Source organism: Agrococcus sp. BE272 (assembly GCF_031457935.1).
Classification (GTDB): Bacteria; Actinomycetota; Actinomycetes; order Actinomycetales; family Microbacteriaceae; genus Agrococcus; species Agrococcus sediminis.
Map to the genome: position 1 here is coordinate 20,613 of NZ_JAVDXL010000001.1, position 20,041 is coordinate 40,653.

General features: G+C 73.3%; 22 protein-coding genes. 3 read left to right on the forward strand and 19 right to left on the reverse strand.

The annotated features are described in order from the left end of the window. The first annotated feature begins 149 nt into the window (after window positions 1–149). The gene (locus tag J2X49_RS00100) at window positions 150–509 is read left to right on the forward strand and encodes a DUF1844 domain-containing protein (protein ID WP_128189997.1); all 360 of its coding nucleotides are present in this window, start codon (window positions 150–152) and stop codon (window positions 507–509) included. A gap of 13 nt (window positions 510–522) precedes the next feature. Here J2X49_RS00100 and J2X49_RS00105 read toward each other — a convergent pair whose 3' ends face one another. From J2X49_RS00105 to J2X49_RS00130, 6 genes are all read right to left on the reverse strand, one after another. Beyond that, window positions 523–1,365 (reverse strand): SseB family protein, encoded by an 843-nt coding sequence (locus tag J2X49_RS00105; protein ID WP_310121035.1) that lies wholly within the window; start codon window positions 1,363–1,365, stop codon window positions 523–525. Window positions 1,366–1,369: 4 nt separating this feature from the next. Beyond that, window positions 1,370–2,119, reverse strand: coding sequence for a bifunctional 1-(5-phosphoribosyl)-5-((5-phosphoribosylamino)methylideneamino)imidazole-4-carboxamide isomerase/phosphoribosylanthranilate isomerase PriA (priA, locus tag J2X49_RS00110; RefSeq protein WP_128189572.1), 750 nt, complete (start codon window positions 2,117–2,119; stop codon window positions 1,370–1,372). A 68-nt stretch (window positions 2,120–2,187) separates the two neighbouring features. Next, window positions 2,188–2,835 carry an imidazole glycerol phosphate synthase subunit HisH gene (gene hisH, locus J2X49_RS00115; RefSeq protein ID WP_128189548.1) on the reverse strand — a complete coding sequence of 216 codons (648 nt, stop codon included), beginning with the start codon at window positions 2,833–2,835 and terminating at the stop codon, window positions 2,188–2,190. Beyond that, window positions 2,832–3,440 carry an imidazoleglycerol-phosphate dehydratase HisB gene (hisB, locus tag J2X49_RS00120; RefSeq protein WP_192575789.1) on the reverse strand — a complete coding sequence of 203 codons (609 nt, stop codon included), beginning with the start codon at window positions 3,438–3,440 and terminating at the stop codon, window positions 2,832–2,834. Before hisB ends, hisH begins: the two co-directional genes overlap by 4 nt. Before the next feature lies 1 nt (window position 3,441). Beyond that, window positions 3,442–4,521, reverse strand: coding sequence for a histidinol-phosphate transaminase (locus tag J2X49_RS00125; protein ID WP_128189550.1), 1,080 nt, complete (start codon window positions 4,519–4,521; stop codon window positions 3,442–3,444). Between the two features lie 38 nt (window positions 4,522–4,559). Beyond that, window positions 4,560–4,910 (reverse strand): hypothetical protein, encoded by a 351-nt coding sequence (locus J2X49_RS00130; protein ID WP_128189551.1) that lies wholly within the window; start codon window positions 4,908–4,910, stop codon window positions 4,560–4,562. A gap of 234 nt (window positions 4,911–5,144) precedes the next feature. On the opposite strand from J2X49_RS00130, the gene lexA reads away from it, so the two are divergent. Continuing rightward, the gene (gene lexA / locus J2X49_RS00135) at window positions 5,145–5,768 is read left to right on the forward strand and encodes a transcriptional repressor LexA (RefSeq protein ID WP_128189552.1); all 624 of its coding nucleotides are present in this window, start codon (window positions 5,145–5,147) and stop codon (window positions 5,766–5,768) included. A 37-nt stretch (window positions 5,769–5,805) separates the two neighbouring features. Here lexA and hflX read toward each other — a convergent pair whose 3' ends face one another. After that, entirely contained in the window at window positions 5,806–7,332 is a 1,527-nt protein-coding gene (gene hflX, locus J2X49_RS00140; RefSeq protein WP_310121047.1) for a GTPase HflX, read from the reverse strand. Between the two features lie 21 nt (window positions 7,333–7,353). On the opposite strand from hflX, the gene J2X49_RS00145 reads away from it, so the two are divergent. Then, window positions 7,354–7,965 carry a class I SAM-dependent methyltransferase gene (locus J2X49_RS00145; protein WP_396130653.1) on the forward strand — a complete coding sequence of 204 codons (612 nt, stop codon included), beginning with the start codon at window positions 7,354–7,356 and terminating at the stop codon, window positions 7,963–7,965. Here J2X49_RS00145 and dapF read toward each other — a convergent pair. The 12 genes from dapF to J2X49_RS00205 all read right to left on the reverse strand — a co-directional run bounded on the left by dapF (window position 7,949) and on the right by J2X49_RS00205 (window position 20,001). After that, window positions 7,949–8,815 carry a diaminopimelate epimerase gene (dapF, locus tag J2X49_RS00150; protein ID WP_310121050.1) on the reverse strand — a complete coding sequence of 289 codons (867 nt, stop codon included), beginning with the start codon at window positions 8,813–8,815 and terminating at the stop codon, window positions 7,949–7,951. The two genes, J2X49_RS00145 and dapF, sit on opposite strands and share 17 nt — an antisense overlap. Continuing rightward, window positions 8,812–9,720 carry a tRNA (adenosine(37)-N6)-dimethylallyltransferase MiaA gene (gene miaA, locus J2X49_RS00155; protein WP_310121053.1) on the reverse strand — a complete coding sequence of 303 codons (909 nt, stop codon included), beginning with the start codon at window positions 9,718–9,720 and terminating at the stop codon, window positions 8,812–8,814. Before miaA ends, dapF begins: the two co-directional genes overlap by 4 nt. Beyond that, the gene (gene miaB, locus J2X49_RS00160) at window positions 9,717–11,213 is read right to left on the reverse strand and encodes a tRNA (N6-isopentenyl adenosine(37)-C2)-methylthiotransferase MiaB (protein ID WP_310121055.1); all 1,497 of its coding nucleotides are present in this window, start codon (window positions 11,211–11,213) and stop codon (window positions 9,717–9,719) included. The genes miaA and miaB overlap by 4 nt, the downstream gene beginning before the upstream one ends. An 88-nt stretch (window positions 11,214–11,301) precedes the next feature. Then, window positions 11,302–11,751, reverse strand: coding sequence for a hypothetical protein (locus tag J2X49_RS00165; protein ID WP_310121057.1), 450 nt, complete (start codon window positions 11,749–11,751; stop codon window positions 11,302–11,304). Between the two features lie 70 nt (window positions 11,752–11,821). Beyond that, window positions 11,822–12,394: a regulatory protein RecX gene (locus J2X49_RS00170; protein ID WP_128189558.1), complete on the reverse strand. Its 573-nt coding sequence runs from the start codon at window positions 12,392–12,394 to the stop codon at window positions 11,822–11,824. Further along, on the reverse strand, window positions 12,391–13,464 hold the full coding sequence (recA, locus tag J2X49_RS00175) for a recombinase RecA (RefSeq protein ID WP_128189559.1): 1,074 nt from the start codon (window positions 13,462–13,464) through the stop codon (window positions 12,391–12,393). Before recA ends, J2X49_RS00170 begins: the two co-directional genes overlap by 4 nt. A gap of 161 nt (window positions 13,465–13,625) precedes the next feature. Then, window positions 13,626–13,847 (reverse strand): DUF3046 domain-containing protein, encoded by a 222-nt coding sequence (locus J2X49_RS00180; RefSeq protein ID WP_128189560.1) that lies wholly within the window; start codon window positions 13,845–13,847, stop codon window positions 13,626–13,628. Between the two features lie 10 nt (window positions 13,848–13,857). Further along, a complete protein-coding gene (locus tag J2X49_RS00185; protein ID WP_128189574.1) occupies window positions 13,858–14,187 on the reverse strand; it encodes a helix-turn-helix domain-containing protein in 330 nt (109 codons plus the stop codon). A gap of 121 nt (window positions 14,188–14,308) precedes the next feature. Further along, a complete protein-coding gene (locus tag J2X49_RS00190) occupies window positions 14,309–14,845 on the reverse strand; it encodes a CinA family protein (protein ID WP_310121064.1) in 537 nt (178 codons plus the stop codon). Beyond that, the gene (gene pgsA / locus J2X49_RS00195) at window positions 14,845–15,444 is read right to left on the reverse strand and encodes a CDP-diacylglycerol--glycerol-3-phosphate 3-phosphatidyltransferase (protein ID WP_128189562.1); all 600 of its coding nucleotides are present in this window, start codon (window positions 15,442–15,444) and stop codon (window positions 14,845–14,847) included. The genes J2X49_RS00190 and pgsA overlap by 1 nt, the downstream gene beginning before the upstream one ends. A 17-nt stretch (window positions 15,445–15,461) precedes the next feature. Next, entirely contained in the window at window positions 15,462–18,260 is a 2,799-nt protein-coding gene (locus J2X49_RS00200; protein WP_310121067.1) for a DNA translocase FtsK 4TM domain-containing protein, read from the reverse strand. Between the two features lie 67 nt (window positions 18,261–18,327). Next, entirely contained in the window at window positions 18,328–20,001 is a 1,674-nt protein-coding gene (locus J2X49_RS00205) for a ribonuclease J (RefSeq protein WP_281439990.1), read from the reverse strand. Between the last annotated feature and the right edge of the window lie 40 nt (window positions 20,002–20,041).

Here is a 20,041-nt window from a genome sequence, read left to right on the forward strand (position 1 = left end):
CGCGGTGCCCGCCTCACGACGCGCTGCCCGGTGCTGCTGACCCGATAGCCTGGAACGGCTGCGGGTGGGATTGCTCCTCTTTCACCTCCGGGCGGAAGCCCGAAACCTGCAGAACTCTACCAGACACCGGCCTCCAGGAGAAGAGCGCGATGACTGACCCGATCGAGCACGACCACCACGACGACGCGCTGACCGAGGCGCGCGACATCGCCGACGTCCCGGCGGTCGAGCTGATCAACACCGTCGCGATCCACCTGCTGAGCGCCGCCGCGGTGAAGGTCGGCCTCGCCGACGACCCCGAGCAGCAGCTCGACCTCGACGAGGCGCGCAAGCTCATCAACGCGCTCGCAGGCCTCGTCACCGCGGCCGCGCCCGAGGTGGGCGGCATCCACGCCGCGCCGCTGCGCGACGGCCTGCGGTCGGTGCAGCTCGCGTTCCGCGAGGCGAGCCCGATGCCCGACGCCCCCGGCAAGGGCCCGGGCGAGAAGTTCACCGGCCCCGTCTCCTAGTCGGAGGGCCTGCCTAGCGCGCGGCCTCGCGCTCGGCGCGCGTGACGGCGAGCACCGCTGGCGCGCACAGCGGCAGCCGCGCCGCGCCCCCGTCCCAGCGGTGCACGCGCACGGCCACGCTGTCGATGCGCTCGCGCACGAGCTCGGCCTCGGCGAGCGCCGCCGCTGCGCGCTGCACCTGCTCGGCGGCGTCGGGCGCCGCGTCGACGAGCGCGTGCACCTCGAGATCGGCGCCCGCGAGCGTGCTGCGCGGGTCCCCCGTCGCGAGCACGACGGCCTGCACCGCGGGCTGGGCGAGCATCGCGTCGACGACGGCCCCCTGCACGGCCGGGTCCTCGACGCCCCACGTCCAGGGCGCATCCGTCAGCAGCGCCTCGAGCATCGTGCGGGTGAGCACGACCTCGGTCGCGGCCCCCGGGTCGACGACGATGCGGCCGGGGCCGTCGAGCGCGGCCGCGGCGGCGCGGTCGATGCCGGTCGGCACGGGGCGGGCGGCGGCGTTCCAGCCGCGCATGCCGTCGACCGACGAGAACATGGGCAGGATGGGCCGTCCGTCGGGCCCGAGGACGGTCACGATCGAGAGCTCCTGCGTCTTGTCGACGGTGCGGCCCCGCTCGTCGACGCTGGTCTCCCCCGCCGCCGCGAGCAGCGGCACGAGCAGCCGCGCGCCGCGCAGCGCGTCCACGACGGCCGAGCGGCCGCCGCTGCCGTCGGCGAGCGCGCGCACCGCGTCGACGAAGCCCGCGGGCGCGGAGCCGTCGTCGTGCGCGTAGGCCGTGTCGTGGTGGTCGAAGGAGCGCCCCTCCCACGGCCGGCCCGCCGAGTCGGCCGCGCGACGCGGCTGCCCGTCGGCCACCGGCCTACTGGCCGGCGACGTCGAGCGCGGCGGCGAGCGTGAACGCGCCGGCGTAGAGCGCCTTGCCCACGATGGCGCCCTCGACACCGTACGGCACGAGCTCGCGGAGCGCGGCGATGTCGTCGAGGCTCGCGACGCCGCCGGAGGCGACGATCGGCTTCTGCGTGCGCTCGGCGACCTGGCGCAGGAGCGTGAGGTTCGGGCCCTGGAGGGTGCCGTCCTTCGTCACGTCGGTGACCACGTAGCGGCTGCAGCCTGCGGCCTCGAGGCGCGCCAGCACATCCCACAGGTCGCCGCCGTCCTGCGTCCAGCCGCGGGCGGCGAGCGTCGTGCCGCGCACGTCGAGGCCCACCGCGATCTGGTCGCCGTACTCGGCGATGACGGAGGCCGTCCACTCGGGGTTCTCGAGCGCCGCGGTGCCGAGGTTGATGCGCTTCACGCCGGTGGCGAGCGCCGACTCGAGCGAGGCCTCGTCGCGGATGCCGCCCGAGAGCTCGACCTGCACACGACCCCTGCTGGCCTTGATCACCTTCTTGATGACGGCGCGGTTGTCGCCGCGCCCGAAGGCGGCGTCGAGGTCGACGAGGTGGATCCACTCGGCACCCTGCCGCACCCAGTCCTCGGCGGCGTCGACGGGGCTGCCGAACGAGGTCTCGGTGCCGGCCTTGCCCTGCGTGAGCCGCACGGCCTTGCCGCCCGCCACGTCGATCGCGGGCAGCAGCTGCAGCTTGGGCGACTGGTTGAAGTCGGTCATGGGGATGGGGATGCCTTCCGGTGTCGGGGCCACGGCGATGCTACTGCCGCCGCTCGGCGGCGGCCAGCTCAGAGGCCGCGCACCCAGTTGCCGAGCAGGCGGATGCCCGCCTCGCCCGACTTCTCGGGGTGGAACTGCGTGGCGGAGAGGGGGCCGTTCTCGACGGCGGCGATGAACCGCTCGCCGTGCTCGGCCCACGTCACCCGCGGGGGGCGGATGCGCGGGTGCGGGTCGATGTGCCACTCGGTGGCGGCGTAGGTGTGCACGAAGTAGAAGCGCTCGTCGCGCAGGCCCTCGAAGAGCACGGAGTCCTCGGGCGCCTCGACCTGCGCCCAGCCCATGTGGGGCAGGATGTCGGCGCGGAGCCTCCGCACGGTGCCCGGCCACTCGTCGAGGCCCGCGGTCGTGCCGCCGCCCTCCTCGCCGCTCGAGAACAGCACCTGCATGCCGACGCAGATGCCGAGCACGGGGCGCGAGCCGGCGAGGCGCCGGCCGATGAGCTCGCCGCCGCGGATCGCCTGGATGCCGGCCATGCAGGAGGCCATCGAGCCGACGCCGGGGACGACGAGGCCGTCGGCCTCCATGACCGCGGTGCGGTCGGCCGTGAGCGTGACGTCGGCGCCGGCCGCCTCGAGGGCCTTCGCCGCCGAGTGCACGTTGCCGAGGCCGTAGTCGAGCAGCGCGACGCGCGGCCGGGCGAGCGGGGAGCGCGTCACAGCGCGCCCTTCGTCGAGGGCACGCCGGTGACGCGCGGGTCGGGCTCGACCGCCACGCGCATCGCGCGGGCGAGCGCCTTGAACTCGGCCTCGGCGATGTGGTGCGGGTCGCGGCCCGCGAGCACCTCGACGTGCGCCGTGATGCGGGCGTTCAGGGTGATCGCCTCGAGCACGTGCCGCACGAGAGAGCCGGTGAAGTGCCCGCCGATGCGGTGCAGCTCGAAGCCCGCGGGCTCGCCGGAGTGCACGAGGAACGGTCGGCCGGAGAGGTCGACGACGGCGCGCGCGAGCGCCTCGTCGAGCGGCACGGTCGCGTCGCCGTAGCGGCGCACCCCGGCCTTGTCGCCCAGGGCCTCGGCGAGCGCGAGGCCGAGCGAGATGGCGGTGTCCTCGACCGTGTGGTGCGCGTCGATGTCGGTGTCGCCGCTCGCCTCGACCTGCAGGTCGATGAGCGAGTGCTTCGCGAAGGCCGTCAGCATGTGGTCGTAGAACGGCACCGTCGTCGAGATCGACGAGGCGCCGGTGCCGTCGAGGTCGAGCGAGAGGCGGATGCTCGACTCGCTCGTCGTGCGCTCGATGGATGCGGTGCGGGCCATGGCCTCGATCCTATTCCGCGCGCAGCGCTGCCATCGCCGACAGCAGCACGGTCGTCTCGGCGGCGGTGCCGGCGGTGATGCGGAGGGTGTGCGGCAGCCCGACGTCGCGCACGAGGATGCCGCGCTCGAGCAGCGCCTCGAACGTCGCCCGGGGGTCGTCGATGCCGCCCACGAGCACGAAGTTCGCGTCGGACGGGTAGGGACGGTAGCCGAGCGCCGTGAGCTCGTCGACGATGCGGTCGCGCTGCGTGCGCAGCTCGTCGACGCGCGAGAGCATCGCGTCGCTGTGGCGCAGCGCCGCCACGGCAGCCGCCTGCGTCAGCGCCGACAGGTGGTAGGGCAGCCGCACGAGCCGCAGCGCGTCGATCACCGCCGGATCGGCGGCGAGGTAGCCCACGCGGATGCCCGCGAAGGCGAAGGCCTTGCTCATCGTGCGCGAGACGAGCAGCCGGGGGTGCCGCTCCAGGAGCGTCAGCGCCGTGCGGCTGCGGTCGTGGGCGAACTCGGCGTAGGCCTCGTCGACCAGCACGATGCCGCGCGCGGCCTCGGCGGCTGCCTCGATCGTCTCGAGGTCGATGGCGGTGCCGGTGGGGTTGTTGGGCGAGCAGAGGAACACCACGTCGGGATCGTGCTCGGCGATCGCCTCCCGCACGGCCTGCGGCGTGAGCGTGAAGTCGTCGGCACGGGGCACGGGCACCCAGCGCATGCCGACGCCCTGCGCGAGCAGCGGGTACATCGAGTAGGTGGGCGTGAACGACAGCAGGGAGCGCCCCGGGCCGCCGAATGCCTGGAGCACGTGCTGCAGCACCTCGTTGGAGCCGTTGCCGGCCCAGATCTGCGCGGACTGGAGGCCGTGGCCGAGGTAGCCGGCGAAGGCCGCGCGCAGCGCGTCGAACTCGCGATCGGGGTAGCGGTTGGCGTCGGGCAGGGCGCGGGCGATCTCCTGCACGATGTCGAGCGCCACGGCCTCCGGCACGCGGTACGCGTTCTCGTTCACGTTGAGCCGCACCGGCACGTCGAGCTGCGGCGCGCCGTAGGGCGTCAGGCCGCGCAGGTCGTCGCGGATGGGCAGGTCGTCGAGGCTCGTCACCGAACCAGCCTAGGACCGGCGCGGATGCCGCTCGTGGCTCAGCCGGAGTAGTGCGCGGGGATCGCGAGCCGCTCGCCCGGCTGGATGGCTCCGGCGATGCCGTTCAGCAGCTCGATCTCGGCGACCACGTCGCGCGGGTCGGCCTCAGGCGCGACGGCCTCGGCGATCTGCCACAGCGACTGGCCCGGCATGACGGTGATGTGCTCGAACTGCGCCGTCTCGGCCGTCGACGAGGCGACGGCACCGGCGAGGGCGTCGCCGAGCACGCCGGCGCCGGCGAGCGCGCCTGCGGCGAGCACGGGCGCGGCGACGAGCAGTGCCAGGGCACGGCGGCCGCGGGCGGTCAGGCGCACGCGGGCACCCGGCGTGGTGGTGGTGATCGCAGTCATCGCAGTTCCTCTCGGTGGAGTCCGCGGCCGGTGCTCGGCCGGGAGCACCGGCCGCGAATCTCTGTTTCGAACCTATCTTCGATCCTCCGGATGCGTCAAGCCCTGTCGCGGAGTTTCTCCACGACACACTCGAACATCCGTTTGATCCGGGCGTCCTGTCGGATACGCTTTCGAACCACGAGGAGTCAATCGCGGGCCACTGACACGCGATGCACCTGAGGGAGCGGAGCGGGCATGACGAGGCAGCTGACCGAGAAGCAGCAGGCGATCCTGCAGGTCATCCAGCGGGCAGTGCGCCAGCGCGGCTACCCGCCGAGCTACCGCGAGATCGGCGACGCCGTGGGGCTCTCGTCGCTCTCGAGCGTCACGCACCAGCTCGGCCAGCTCGAGCTCGCGGGCTGCATCCGCCGCGACCCCTCCCGCCCGCGCACGATCGAGGTGCTCATCGACGACGAGGTCGACGAGACCGCCGGCAGCATCGACCAGGCCGCGTTCGTGCCCCTCGTCGGCCGCATCGCCGCAGGCGTGCCCATCACGGCCGAGCAGCAGGTCGAGGACGTCTTCCCGCTCCCCCGGCAGCTCGTGGGCACCGGCGACCTCTTCATGCTGAAGGTCGTCGGCGACTCCATGATCGACGCCGCGATCTGCGACGGCGACTGGGTGGTCGTGCGCCAGCAGCAGACGGCCGAGAACGGCGACATCGTCGCCGCGATGCTCGACAGCGAGGCGACGGTCAAGGTGTTCCGCCAGCGCGACGGCCACACCTGGCTGCTGCCGCGCAACTCCGCGTTCGAGCCGATCCTCGGCGACGAGGCCGACGTGCTCGGCCGCGTGGTGGCCGTGCTCCGGTCGGTCTGACGGCCCGGGCGGCGCCCGGGCCGCCCGGGCCGCCCGATCAGGCCCGGAACTCGGCCAGCTGGCCCGCCGCGGCCTCCGTCACCATCGCATCGATGCGCGTGCCCGCCTCGTCGTGCGTCTCGCGCAGCACCTCGAAGCGCTCGTGGAGGTCGGCCACGACATCGCCGCGGTCGTAGGGCACGAGCAGCGACACCGCGACCTGCGGGCGCGGCAGCAGCTCGGCGATCCGCGCGAGCAGCTCGTCGACGCCCTCCCCGGTGCGGGCCGACGCGAAGACCGCGTCGGGCTGCAGGCCGCGCAGCACGAGCCGCTCGTCGGCGGTCACGAGGTCGGCCTTGTTGAAGACGACGATCTCGGGGATCGAGCGCGCGCCCGTCTCGCCCAGCACATCGCGCACCGTCGCGATCTGCGAGGCCGGATCCGGGTGGCTCGCATCGACGACGTGCACGATGACCTCCGACTCCGCGACCTCCTCGAGCGTCGAGCGGAACGCCTCCACGAGCTGGTGCGGCAGGTTGCGCACGAAGCCCACGGTGTCGGCGATCGTGAACTCCCGGCCGTCCGGCGTGCGCGCGCGGCGCACGGTCGCGTCGAGGGTCGCGAACAGCGCGTTCTCGACCAGCACGCCGGCACCGGTGATGCGGTTGAGCAGGCTCGACTTGCCGGCGTTCGTGTAGCCGGCGATCGCCACGCCCGGCACCTCGAACCGGTCGCGGTTCGCGCGCTTCGCCTGCCGCGCCGGCGCGAAGCCCTTGATCTGCTTGCGCAGCCGCGCCATGCGCGAGTGGATGCGACGGCGGTCGAGCTCGATCTTGGTCTCACCGGGGCCGCGGGAGCCCATGCCGGCGCCCTGGCCGCCGACCTGGCCACCGGCCTGGCGCGACATGGACTCGCCCCAGCCGCGCAGGCGCGGCAGCAGGTACTCGAGCTGCGCGAGCTCGACCTGCGCCTTGCCCTCTCGGCTCTTGGCGTGCTGGCTGAAGATGTCGAGGATGACGGCGGTGCGGTCGATGACCTTCACCTTGACGCGGTCCTCGAGCGCGCGCCGCTGGCTGGGCGAGAGCTCGCTGTCGGCGATGACGGTGTCGGCGCCCAGCTCCTTCACGATCGCGGCGAGCTCCTCGGCCTTGCCGCGGCCCACGTACGTGGCGGGATCGGGATTGGGGCGGCGCTGCAGCATGCCGTCGAGCACGAGCGCGCCTGCGGTCTCGGCGAGCGCCGCGAGCTCCCGGAGGGAGTTCTCGGCGTCCTCCGCCGAGCCCGAGTAGACGCCCACGAGCACGACGTTCTCGAGGCGCAGCTGCCGGTACTCGACCTCGGTGACGTCCTCGAGCTCGGTGCGGAGGCCGTCGACGCGGCGGAGCGCCGCGCGCTCGTCGCGGTCGAGCTGGACGCCGTCGGGGTCGACGGCGTCGTCGCCCTCCTGGAGCGCCTGCGCGCGCGCGGCGAGCAGCTCGCGCTCGCCGGGGGCCGCCCAGGCCAGGATGCGCTCCGTCGCGCGCCCGTGACCCTCGGCCTCGGCGGGGCCGGGCTGGGTGGGGTCTGCCTCGTTCGGTGCTGCCATGCTTCGTCCTTCGCTACTGTCGTGTCCGTGCCGGACCACTACTTCTCACCCGATCCCGTCGCGCCCGAGGCGGTCCGGACCATCCGGGTCCCGCTCGACGGTCGCGAGCGGGAGATGGTCACGGCGACCGGTGTCTTCTCCGGCGACCGCCTCGACGTCGGCACGGCGGTGCTGCTGGATGCCGTGCCCGCGCCGCCCGAGACCGGTGAGCTGCTGGATCTCGGCTGCGGCTGGGGGCCGATCGCGGCGACGCTCGCGCTCCGCTCCCCCGCCGCCCGCGTGTGGGCGGTCGACGTCAACGCCCGAGCGCTCTCGCTCGTGGAGCGGAATGCCGAGCTGCTCAGCATATCGAACATCACCCCCGCGCTCCCCGAGCGCGTGCCCGCCGACGTGCGCTTCGACGCCATCTGGTCGAACCCGCCCATCCGCATCGGGAAGCCGCAGCTCCACACGCTGCTCGAGACCTGGATCCCGCGGCTCGCGCCGGGGGCGACCGCGTGGCTCGTGGTGCAGAAGCACCTCGGCGCCGATTCGCTGCTGCGCTGGCTGGCCGAGCGCTTCGCCGGGTACGAGGTGGAGCGCGCGGACTCGCGGAAGACGTATCGCATCATCGCCGTCACGGCACCGGACTGAGCGTCTCTCCTCGGAAGACGATCTCCGCCGGACCGGTGAGCCACACGTGGCCGCGGTCGTCGAGCTCGACCTCGAGCCTGCCGCCCGGCACGTCGACGATCCACCGGTCGGCAGCATCCCCCGACCAGTGCCGCGTCGCCATGGCGGCCGCGACGGCGCCGGTACCGCACGAGAGCGTCTCGCCGACCCCGCGCTCGTGCACCCGCATGCGGATCGAGCCCACGCCGTCGGCGATCGTGCCCGGCACGACGAACTCGACGTTCGCGCCGTCCTCCGCCGCCGGCTCGAGCGCCGGCGCGCGGTGCAGGTCGAGGCCCGCGAGCTCCTCCTCGCTCGCGAGGGCGACGACGACGTGCGGGTTGCCGGTCGAGACGTCCTGGCCCGGGCGGGGAACGTCGAGGCCGGCGGATGCGACGAGTCGGGTGCCGCCGAGCTCGAACGGCCCGAGGTCGGCCGAGAGCAGGCCGCCGCGCCGCACGACGCGCTTGAGGCCCGCCCGCGTCGCCACGTCGAGCGCGCCGCCCTCCGGCAGCTCGGCGAGCCCGGACTCGAGCAGGAAGCGCACGAAGACGCGCACGCCGTTGCCGCACATCTCGCTCAGGCTGCCGTCGGCGTTCCAGTAGTCCATCGCCCACGTGCCGGCCGGCAGCGCGTCGAGCACCGCGTCGCCGGTCGCGCCCGCGGGCACCGCGCGGATCACGCCGTCGCCGCCGACGCCGAAGCGGCGGTCGGCCAGCTCGCGCACGCGTGCCGCGCTGAGGGGATGCGCGCCCTCGGGATCGGCCACGAGCACGAAGTCGTTGCCGGTGCCGTGGCCCTTGGAGAACGGGCCGCTCGCGCGCTGCGTCATGCCTCCAGGCTAGCGACCGCGCGCGCGGCGAGCGCTGCCGGGTCGGCGGGCGGCGCCGCCGGGTAGCGCTGGAACCACGAGACCTGCCGCCGCGCGTACCGACGGGTGAGCGCCTGGGTGCGCGCGATGGCCTCGGCCTCGTCGATCGCGCCGTCGAGCTGGTCGAGCGCCTGGCGGTAGCCGATGGCCTGCTGCGCGGTCGTGCCGCGCTCGATGCCGGCCGCGCGCAGCGCCCGCGCCTCCTCGACGATGCCGAGCCGCCACATCCGCTCCACCCGCTCGTCGAGCCGCGCGACGAGCCGATCGCGCTCGACGCGCACGTGCTGGATGATCGTCGGCCGCAGCAGCGACTCCTCGGGCGGCAGCCCCACCCGGAACGGCTCGCCGGTGAGCGTCACCGCCTCGAGCGCGCGCACGAGGCGCCTGCCGTTGTGCGGCCCTATGGCGTCGGCGGCCGCCCGGTCGACGGCGGCGAGCCGCTCGTGCATGGCGGTCGGGCCCCGCTCGGCGAGCTCGGCCTCGAGCTCGGCGCGGAGCGTCGCATCGGTCGCCGGGAAGGCGAACTCGTACAGGCCGCTCGAGGCGTAGAGGCCGCTCCCGCCCACGAGCACCGGCACCGCCCCCCGGGCCTCGATGCCGGCGATCGCCGCCAGGGCCGCCTCGCGGTAGGCAGCGACGGCGGCGTCCTCCCACGGGTCGAGCACGTCGATCAGGTGGTGCGGGTGCCCCCGCCGCTCGTGGGCGCTCGCCTTCGCCGTGCCGATGTCCATGCCGCGGTACAGCTGCATCGCGTCGCAGTTGACGAGCTCGCAGCGCGCGCCGAGCGCGACCACCGCGTCGGCGATGTCGAGCGACAGCGCCGTCTTGCCGGTGCCGGTGGCGCCGACGACGGCGATGAGGGTCACGTGCCGACGCGCAGCGTGGGCAGGCCGAGCAGGACCGGACCGGCGGCGCCCGCGGCGGCGGATGCGCCGGTGGGCGCGGGCACGCCGCACGAGTCGGCCTGCGCGCGGTCCCAGGCGTCGCCGGCGCGCGTGCGGCGGAGCGCGAGCGGTCCGCGATCGGCGATGAGGTGGAACGGCGCCGCCTCGGTGATCTCGACGGTGACGACGTCGCCGGGCCGCGGCTGCTCGCCGTCCGGCGCCGGAGCGAAGTGCACGAGGCGGTTGTCCTCGGCGCGCCCGCTCAGCCGGTGGGTCTGCGCATCCTTCTTGCCCTCGCCGACCGAGACGAGCACCTCGGCCGTGCGGCCGACCTGCGCGCGGTTCTCCTCGTGCGCGATGCGGTCCTGCAGCTCGACGAGGCGCTCGAAGCGCTCCTGCACGACCGCCTTCGGCACCTGGTCGGGCATGGTGGCGGCCGGGGTGCCGGGGCGGATGGAGTACTGGAAGGTGAACGCGGAGGCGAAGCGCGACGCCTCGACGACCCGCATCGTCTCGGCGAAGTCCTCCTCGGTCTCGCCCGGGAAGCCGACGATGATGTCGGTCGTGATCGCCGCGTGCGGGATGCGATCGCGCACCCGGTCGAGGATGCCGAGGAACTTCGAGGAGCGGTAGGAGCGGCGCATCGCGCGCAGCACGCGGTCGGACCCCGACTGCAGCGGCATGTGCAGCTGGGGCATGACCGCGTCGGTGTCGGCCATCGCATCGATGACGTCGTCGGTGAACGCCGCGGGGTGCGGGCTCGTGAAGCGGATGCGCTCGAGCCCGTCGATCGCGCCCGCAGCGCGCAGGAGCTTGCCGAAGGCCAGCCGGTCGCCGAACTCGACGCCGTAGGAGTTGACGTTCTGGCCCAGCAGCGTCACCTCGATCGCGCCGTCGTCGACGAGCGCCTGCACCTCGGCGAGGATCTCGCCGGGCCGCCGGTCGCGCTCCTTGCCGCGCAGCGACGGCACGATGCAGAACGTGCAGGTGTTGTTGCAGCCGACCGAGATCGAGACCCAGCCGGCGTACGTCGACTCGCGCTTCGTCGGCAGCGTCGACGGGAAGACCTCCAGGGCCTCGAGGATCTCGACCTCGGCGTCGCCGTTGTGGCGGCTGCGCTCGAGCAGCGTCGGCAGCGACCCGATGTTGTGGGTGCCGAAGACGACGTCGACCCAGGGGGCGCGCTCGACGATCGTCGCGCGGTCCTTCTGCGCGAGGCAGCCGCCGACGGCGATCTGGAACCCGGGCCGCTCGCGCTTCGTCTTGGCCAGGTGGCCCAGGTGGCCGTAGAGCTTCTGGTCGGCGTTCTCGCGCACCGCGCACGTGTTGATCACGATGACGTCGGGGGCGCCGTCGACGGCGGCGGCGTAGCCGGCCTCCTCGAGCGAGCCCCGCAGCCGCTCGGAGTCGTGCACGTTCATCTGGCAGCCGAACGTCTTCACCTCGTAGGTGCGCTGCGGGGCGATCGCGGACATGCCCTCAGCGTACCGAGCGCGCGAGCGGGGCGGACCGCGTGGCCCGCCCCGCTCGTGCTGCCGCGGCCGACTCCCGCCGGCGCGGCGATCAGCCCTGGGTCAGGGTGACGTCGTAGCCGCTGTCGCCGTTGCCGTCGACGCCGGTGAGCTCCATCGTCTCGAGCTGCGCGGTGCCGGTGTACGTGAGGCTCTGGATGTTCTCGATGCCGCCGATGAAGATCGTGATCTGGTCGCCCGCGACCTCCCACGTGTCGCCGGCCTCGTCCCAGTTCTGCCCGTTCCAGTCGTTGAGCAGCACCGTGCCGTCGCCCTCGAGCACGAGATCCATCGTGTTGCCCGCGGCGTCCTCGCCCGACCAGGCGGTGTCGGCGAGGTCGACCGAGGCCGAGCCGGTGTCGCCGCCGTCGCCGGAGGGCGCGGGAGCCTGCGTCTCGGTCGTGGTGCCGCCGCCCATCGGGGGCAGCTGGAAGCAGCCCGTGAGGGCGAGGAGGGAGGCGGCCGCGATGGCCGGGAAGGCGAGGATCCTGGTGCTCTTCATGGCTCGAATCTAGCCCTCTCCCAGGAACCGAGACTGGATGCGTCCTGGAGGTCTCCCGGACGCACTGCGGTCACCGGAAGCGCGGGCCCTTCGGCCGCGTGCGCTCGATCGCGACGCGCACGGCGGAGCCTCCGAAGCCCCGCCGCTGCAGCCACCCGGCGAGGCGGCGCTCGGCGGTCTCGTCGTCGAGCGAGCCCATGCGCCGCCGTCGCTCGCCGGCGGCGTCGATCGCCCGCTGCAGCTCGTCGTCGCGATCGGGGTCGTCGAGCACCGCGGGGTCGAGGCCGCGCCGGCGGAGCTCGGCCGAGACGCCGCGCTCGCCCAGCTGCTTGCGCTCGCGCAGGCGGTCGGCGAGGTCGCGAGCCAGCTGCGCGTCGTCGACGAGTCCCTCGGCGGCGAGCCGATCGAGCACGCTCGCGCGCACCTCGGGCTCGACGTCGCGGCGCTCGAGGGTGCGATCGAGCTCCTGCCGGCTGGCGGCCCTGCGCCCGAGCGCCCGCAGCGCGATGGAGCGCGCCGACTCCTCGTCGACGCGCTCCACCGGGGCCGCGTCGCCCGGCTCAGCCGCCTCCTCGGGCTCGTCGCGCTGGGCGACCCAGGCGGAGAGCTCGGTGATGGCGGCGAGCCGGTCGCGATCGCTCACGCGCCCTGGCGCTCCTGGCGGCGGGCGTCGAGCGACTCGACGCTGCCCTTGGCGTCGGCCGCGGCGGCCCTGCCCGCGCCGATGCCGAGCTTGGTCAGGATCTGGCGCTCGATGTCGGCCGCGATGTCGGGGTTGTCGATGAGGAACTGCCGGGCCTTCTCCTTGCCCTGCCCCAGCTGGTCGCCGTCGTACGTGAACCAGGCGCCCGACTTGCGGACGATGCCGTGCTCGACGCCGAAGTCGATGAGGCTGCCCTCGCGGGAGATGCCGACGCCGTAGAGGATGTCGAACTCGGCCTGCTTGAAGGGCGGCGCCATCTTGTTCTTGACGACCTTGACGCGCGTGCGGTTGCCGACCGCGTCGGAGCCGTCCTTCAGCGTCTCGATGCGGCGGATGTCGAGCCGCACGGACGCGTAGAACTTCAGCGCCTTGCCGCCCGCGGTGGTCTCGGGGCTACCGAAGAACACGCCGATCTTCTCGCGCAGCTGGTTGATGAAGATCATCGTCGTCTGCGTCTGGTTGAGGCCGCCGGTCAGCTTGCGGAGCGCCTGCGACATGAGGCGGGCCTGCAGGCCGACGTGGCTGTCGCCCATCTCGCCCTCGATCTCGGCGCGCGGCACCAGCGCCGCGACGGAGTCGATGACGATCAGGTCGATCGAGCCCGAGCGGATCAGCATGTCGGCGATCTCGAGCGCCTGCTCGCCCGTGTCGGGCTGGGAGACGAGGAGCGCGTCGATGTCGACGCCGAGCTTCTTGGCGTACTCGGGGTCGAGCGCGTGCTCGGCGTCGATGAAGGCGGCGATGCCGCCGTTGCGCTGGGCGTTGGCGATCGCGTGCAGCGTCAGCGTGGTCTTGCCCGAGGACTCCGGGCCGTAGATCTCGATGATGCGGCCGCGCGGGAGCCCGCCGATGCCGAGTGCGACGTCGAGGGCGATCGAGCCGGTGGGGATGGTGTCGACCGGTGCGCGCTCCTCGCTGCCGAGGCGCATCACCGACCCCTTGCCGAACTGACGGTCGATCTGCGCGAGCGCCGCCTCGAGCGACTTGTCGCGGTCTGCGGGTGTGGGCATTGCCGGCCTTTCCGTTGGTGGTGCGCTCACGCTACGTCCGGCCGCTGACATGCGTGCGGCTCGGGTCGTCACCTGTGGATGACGGCCCCGACGAGCACCTCGAGCCTACGCCCGGATCGAACGAGTCTTCGAACGCCGCGTCGGCGTGTCGCGCGCCGCCCTCAGCGCTGGGGCTCGCGCATCCCCCGCCCGTGCCGGCGGCTCGCCGGGACGTCCTTCGCGTCGCACAGCGCGCGCCAGACGTCCCGCGCGGGGACGCCGGCGGCCAGTGCCTCGGCGCCGGTGCGGCCGCCGAGGCTGCCGAGCGTCGTGTCGGTCATCAGCACGGCGCCCAGGGCGCCGAACTCCTCCTCGATCGCGATCTGCAGCTCGCTCGTCCGCATCCGCGGGCCCTCAGCGCACGGCCGAGTCGAACTCCGCCACGAGCTCGTCGGGCAGGGTGTCGGGCACGGTCGAGCCGAGCGGCTCGAGCTCGCTGTAGCCGAGGCCCTCGAGCACCGCCAGGCGGTCGCCCACCTGGTGCAGGATGCTCGACAGCGGCACCTCGAGCGCGTCGGCGACCGACGCGAGGATCTCGCTGGAGGCCTCCTTCTGGCCGCGCTCGACCTCGCTGAGGTAGCCGAGGGCGACCGAGGCGCGCGAGGCGACCTGGCGGAGCGTCCTGCCCTGTCGCAGGCGCACGTCGCGCAGCACGTCGCCGATCTCCTGTCGTACCAGCACCATGGTCTCCCCCTTCACCGTGGTCGGATGCATCAGCCTAGTGGCAGCGATCCCGCCGCCTGCTGAAGCCCTCACGACCTGGACAACGCCAGTGTCACACCGGGCATTCCGCGGCGGGCACTGCTCACTGTGTGGATTCGCTGTGCATCCGGAGGTCGGTGCGCTCGAGCGCAGCGTCGAGGTGCGCGAGGGCCGCCTCGAGCGCGGCGCGCCGCACCTCCTCGCGATCGCCGCGCACGAGGTGCGACGACGACTCGGCGACGAGCCCGCCCACGGTGTCGAGCTCGATGCCGATGTGGAACTCCCCCGGCGCGTGGTCGTCCTGGGCCGCGGGGCCCGCGACCCCAGTGGTCGCCACGCCGATCGTGCAGGCGCCGCGATCGATCGCCGCCAGCTGCCGCACGCCGCGCGCCATCCAGATCGCCACCTCGGGATCGACCGGCCCGCGCTCCTGCAGCAGTCGCGCCGGCACCCGCAGCACCTGCTGCTTCATCTCGGTCGCGTACGCCACGACGCCGAGGCGCAGCACCGACGACGCGCCCGGCGTGCGCACGAGCGTCTCGGCGATGAGGCCGCCCGTGAGCGACTCGGCGACCGCGACGGTCACGCCCCTCGCCGCCGCCCTGGCGACGATCCTCGCTGCGACCGCCTCCGCATCCATCACCGGCTCCTCACCGCGTGCACGACGAACTCCACCCCGGAGTAGATGGTGAGCGCGACCGCAACCGTCATCGTGACGACGCACACCCAGACCGCCCAGTCGCCGAGCCACGCCTGCAGCGGCAGGAGCGCGAGCGGCAGCGCGATCGCCTGCGCCATGGTCTTGGCCTTGCCCGCCCAGTCGGCGGCGATCACGACGTCGCTCGCGACCACGAGCCGGTAGGCGGTGATGCCCCACTCGCGCAGCAGCACGACCGCGGTGATCCACCACGGCAGCTCGCCGAGGATCGACAGCACCACGAAGGCGCTGCCGGTGATCGCCTTGTCGGCGATCGGGTCGATGAGCTTGCCGAAGTCGGTCACGAGCCCGCGGCCGCGCGCGATCTGCCCGTCGACGAAGTCGGTGGCGATGAGCACCGCGAACAGCAGCGCGCCCATCGTGCGCGCGAGGCCGGGCTCTGGGTTGGTGAGCGCAACGGCGATGAACACCGGGGTGAGCAGGATGCGCACGACCGAGATGATGTTCGGCACGCTGGCGACGCTCGCAGGCTCGTCGCCGCGGCGCCAGACGCGACCGCGCCACGGGCTCAGGATCCCCATGGAGGCAGGCTAACGCGTCAGTCGCGGCCCGTGAGCGACCACGCGTCGTCGTCGCCGCCCTCGGCCTCGACGACCTCGAGCCCGTCGCGATTCGCCTCGTCGAAGGGGTCGGCGTACCGGTCGTCGGTCTCGACCCACGCGCCCTCGTCGTCGTCGGATGCGTCGGCGGGCTCGGGCGCGGCAGGCGCGGCGGCCGCGACGGGCGGCGCGGCGGGTGCGGCCGGCGCGGCGGCCGGCGCCGGGCCCTCCCCGCGCAGCGAGGCGAGCACGGCGGCGAGGCCGTCCGGCGGCACGAGCACGTCGCGCGCCTTCGAGCCCTCGGATGGGCCGACGATCTCGCGGGACTCGAGCAGGTCCATGAGGCGACCGGCCTTCGCGAACCCGACCCGCAGCTTGCGCTGCAGCATCGAGGTGGAGCCGAACTGCGTCGAGACGACGAGCTCGGCGGCCGCGCAGAGGTCCTCGAGATCGTCGCCGATGTCGCTGTCGATCTCGCGCTTCTCGGCGACCTCGGCGACGTCGTCGCGGTACTCGGGCTGCGCCTGCCCGGTGACGTGCTGCACGACGCGCTGGATCTCGGCCTCGTCGACCCACGCGCCCTGCACGCGCATCGCCTTGTTCGCGCCCATGGGCAGGAACAGCCCGTCGCCCTGGCCGATGAGCTTGTCGGCGCCCGGCTGGTCGAGGATGACGCGCGAGTCGGTCACCGAGGAGACCGCGAACGCGAAGCGCGAGGGCACGTTGGCCTTGATGAGGCCGGTCACCACGTCGACGGAGGGGCGCTGCGTCGCGAGCACGAGGTGGATGCCGGCCGCGCGCGCGAGCTGCGTGATGCGCACGATGGAGTCCTCGACGTCGCGCGGCGCCACCATCATGAGGTCGGCGAGCTCGTCGACGACGACCAGCAGGTACGGGTAGGGCTTGAGCGTGCGCTGGCTGCCGGCGGGCAGCACGATCTCGTCGGCGCGCACCGCCTTGTTGAAGTCGTCGATGTGCTTGTAGCCGAACGACGCGAGGTCGTCGTACCGCATGTCCATCTCCTTCACGACCCACTGCAGCGCCTCGGCTGCCTTCTTGGGGTTCGTGATGATGGGCGTGATGAGGTGCGGCACGCCCTGGTACGCGGTGAGCTCGACGCGCTTCGGGTCGACGAGCACCATCCGCACGTCGGCCGGGCTCGCCCGCATCAGCAGGCTCGTGATCATCGAGTTGACGAACGACGACTTGCCGGAGCCGGTGGAGCCGGCCACGAGCAGGTGCGGCATCTTCGCGAGGTTCGCGACGACGTAGCCGCCCTCGACGTCCTTGCCGATGCCGATCGTCATCGGGTGCTTCGAGTCGGCGGCCGCGCGCGAGCGCAGCACGTCGCCGAGCTTCACGGTCTCGCGGTCGGGGTTCGGGATCTCGATGCCGATCGCCGACTTGCCGGGGATGGGCGAGAGGATGCGCACCTCGTTCGAGGCGACGGCGTACGAGAGGTTCTTCGACAGCGCGGTGACGCGCTCCACCTTGACGCCCGGCGCGACCTCGATCTCGTAGCGGGTGACGGTCGGGCCGCGCGAGAAGCCCGTGACCTTCGCGTCGACGTTGAACGAGCCGAGCACCTGCGTGATCGCGGCGACGATGTCGTCGTTGGCCTGCGACCGCGCGCGGGGCGGATCGCCCTGGCCGAGCGACGCGATCGACGGAAGCCGGTAGGGGCGCTCGCGCGCGGGGGCGGGGGCCGCGGCGGGCGGCGCCGCCGGCGCCTCGGCGACCTCGCCGGTGTGGCGGCGCATCGCCTCCTCCGCCTGCTCGAGCGAGGCGAGCACGGCGGTCGCGTAGTCGTCGTGCTCGTCGGGCGCCGGGGTCGCCGCGGGCAGCGGCTCGGGCGTCGCCGCCGGCACCTCGTCGACGCGCGTGGTCGGCTGGTCGCGGTCGATGAGCACCGGCGTGTCGTAGGCCGGGTCGACCTCGCGCCCGGTGGCGTTGCGGCGCCAGAACGGCAGCGCGTCGGGATCGTCGTCGACCGGCTCGTCGTCGGCGGCGTCGGCCGCCTCGGCGCGGGCGAGCTCCTTCGCCTCCTTGCGCGCGCGGCGCGCCTCCTCGCGCTCCTCGGCGCTCGCGGTCTCGACGCCGAAGAGGTAGCCGTAGAGCTCGACGAGGCGCTCGGGGATGCGGTTGGGCGCCGTGCGGGTGATCACGAGCACGGCGAGGAGGGCCACGAGGCCGCAGACGATGCCCGCGCCGATCGGGGTCAGCAGCGCGGCGAGCGGCGCCGAGGCGACCCAGCCGAGGATGCCGCCCGCGTCGGCGAGCGCCGGCATGCCCTGCGACGCATCCGGCATGCCCAGCACCACGTGGCACAGGCCCGCCACCGAGATCAGCAGCAGGGCGAGGCCCACGCCGACGCGGCCGTTGTCGCTGACGGAGGCGGGGTGGCGGAACATCCACAGCGCGAGCAGCACGAAGACGACGGGCAGCGCGATCGCGACCTGGCCGAAGAGCCCGCCCCACGTGTAGGCCGAGATCGCCTGGGCGACCGGGTTCGCGGGCAGGATCCACTCGACCACGGCGCCGAGCACGGCGAGGATCGTGAGGAAGAAGGGCACGCCGTCGCGGCGCTCCTCCTTGGCGAGCGACTCGCGGCCGAACACGCGCGCGGCGGCGCCGGTCGCGTGCGCGAGCCCCATCCAGGCGCGCTGCCCGACGCCCGGGCCGGTCTCCTCGAACGTCGGCTGCACCGTCGTCGCGCGCGTCTGGCGCTGCGTCTTGGCGGTGCTCGCGGTCGACTTCCCCTTGGGCTGCGGGCGCGTCGGCTTGGTGCTCGTGGACATGCGCACACCCTAGATCGAGGCGGCGACAGGGACGGGGAGGCGCTCCGCGCCTCCCCGATCCCGCGGCCTACGCCTCGATGACGACCGGGATGATCATCGGGCGGCGACGGATGCGCGTGCCGACCCAGCGGCCGACCGTGCGACGGACGACCTGCTGGTACTGGTGCTGGTCGCGCACGCCCTGCTCGCCGGCCTCGGCGAGCGCCTTGATGATCTTGGGGCGGATGTCGTCGAAGACCTTGTCGTCCTCGGCGAAGCCGCGCGCGTGGATCTCGGGCCCGACGATGACCTTGCCCGTCTGCGGCTCGAGCGCGATGAAGATCGAGATGAAGCCCTCCTCCGCGAGGATGCGGCGGTCCTTCAGGTCGGCCTCGTCGATGCGGCCGACGGAGGAGCCGTCGACGTAGACGAAGCCGATCTCGAGCTGTCCGGCGACGCGGATCTCGTGGTCCTTGAGATCCCAGACGGTGCCGTTCTCGCCGACCATCGCGCGCTCGCGCGGCACGCCGGTGTCGATCGCGAGCTGCGCGGCCGCGTGCAGGTGGCGGTACTCGCCGTGCACGGGGATGACGTTGCGCGGGCCGAGGATGTTGTAGCAGTACAGCAGCTCGCCGGCGGAGGCGTGGCCGGAGACGTGCACCTTCGCCGAGCCCTTGTGCACGACCTTCGCGCCGAGCTGCATGAGGCCGTTGATGATGCGGAAGACGGCGTTCTCGTTGCCGGGGATGAGGCTCGAGGCGAGGATGACGGTGTCGTCCTCCCCCACCTCGATGCGGTGCTCGCCGTTGACGATGCGGCTGAGGACCGCCATCGGCTCGCCCTGCGAGCCGGTCGACATGAAGACGACCTGCTCGCGCGGCATCCCCTCGGCCTTCTTCTGGTCGACGACGATGCCGTCCGGCACCTTCAGGTAGCCGAGGTCGGCGGCGATGCCCATGTTGCGCACCATCGAGCGGCCGACGAACGCGACCTTGCGGCCGTTCTCGGCGGCGGCGTCGAGCACCTGCTGCACGCGGTGCACGTGGCTCGAGAACGACGCGACGACGACGAGACCGGTCGTCTTCGCGATGACCTGCGAGATGACGGGGCCGATCTCGCGCTCGGGAGCCGTGAACCCGGGGACGTCGGCGTTCGTGGAGTCGACCAGGAACGCATCCACCCCCTCCTCGCCGAGGCGCGCGAAGGCGCGCAGGTCGGTGATGCGGTCGTCGAGCGGCAGCTGGTCCATCTTGAAGTCGCCCGTGTGGAGCACGAGGCCCGCGCGGGTGCGGATCGCGACCGCGAGGGCGTCGGGGATGGAGTGGTTGACCGCGATGAACTCGGTCTCGAACGGGCCGAGCTGCTCCTTCTCGCCCTCGCGCACCGTGTGCGTGTAGGGCTTGATGCGGTGCTCCTTGAGCTTCGCCTCGACGAGCGCGAGCGTGAGCTGCGAGCCGAGCAGGGGGATGTCGGCCTTGAGGCGCAGGAGGTACGGCACGGCGCCGATGTGGTCCTCGTGGCCATGCGTGAGCACGAGGCCGACCACGTCGTCGAGGCGGTCGCGGATGGGGCCGAAGTCGGGCAGGATCAGGTCGACGCCGGGCTGGTGCTCCTCGGGGAAGAGCACGCCGCAGTCGACGATGAGCAGCTTGCCGTCGAGCTCGTAGACCGTCATGTTGCGGCCGACCTCGCCGAGGCCGCCGAGCGGGAAGATGCGGAGCGTGCCTGCCTCGAGCGGGGCGGGCTGGGTGATGGCCGTCAATGGGCCTCCTTCATGTGGGGCTCGCCCGCGGTGTGCCGGG

Coding starts and splice junctions, on each gene's coding strand:
- J2X49_RS00165 (WP_310121057.1), bottom strand. CDS start 11,751: ATGAAGAGCACCAGGATCCTCGCCTTCCCGGCCATCGCGGCCGCCTCC.
- J2X49_RS00180 (WP_128189560.1), bottom strand. CDS start 13,847: ATGCGGACGAGCGAGCTGCAGATCGCGATCGAGGAGGAGTTCGGCGCC.
- J2X49_RS00200 (WP_310121067.1), bottom strand. CDS start 18,260: ATGTCCACGAGCACCAAGCCGACGCGCCCGCAGCCCAAGGGGAAGTCG.
- priA (WP_128189572.1), bottom strand. CDS start 2,119: ATGACCGACTTCAACCAGTCGCCCAAGCTGCAGCTGCTGCCCGCGATC.
- J2X49_RS00185 (WP_128189574.1), bottom strand. CDS start 14,187: ATGGTGCTGGTACGACAGGAGATCGGCGACGTGCTGCGCGACGTGCGC.
- hflX (WP_310121047.1), bottom strand. CDS start 7,332: ATGGCAGCACCGAACGAGGCAGACCCCACCCAGCCCGGCCCCGCCGAG.
- J2X49_RS00190 (WP_310121064.1), bottom strand. CDS start 14,845: ATGGATGCGGAGGCGGTCGCAGCGAGGATCGTCGCCAGGGCGGCGGCG.
- J2X49_RS00100 (WP_128189997.1), top strand. CDS start 150: ATGACTGACCCGATCGAGCACGACCACCACGACGACGCGCTGACCGAG.
- recA (WP_128189559.1), bottom strand. CDS start 13,464: ATGCCCACACCCGCAGACCGCGACAAGTCGCTCGAGGCGGCGCTCGCG.
- miaB (WP_310121055.1), bottom strand. CDS start 11,213: ATGTCCGCGATCGCCCCGCAGCGCACCTACGAGGTGAAGACGTTCGGC.
- lexA (WP_128189552.1), top strand. CDS start 5,145: ATGACGAGGCAGCTGACCGAGAAGCAGCAGGCGATCCTGCAGGTCATC.
- pgsA (WP_128189562.1), bottom strand. CDS start 15,444: ATGGGGATCCTGAGCCCGTGGCGCGGTCGCGTCTGGCGCCGCGGCGAC.
- dapF (WP_310121050.1), bottom strand. CDS start 8,815: ATGACGCAGCGCGCGAGCGGCCCGTTCTCCAAGGGCCACGGCACCGGC.
- J2X49_RS00130 (WP_128189551.1), bottom strand. CDS start 4,910: ATGACTGCGATCACCACCACCACGCCGGGTGCCCGCGTGCGCCTGACC.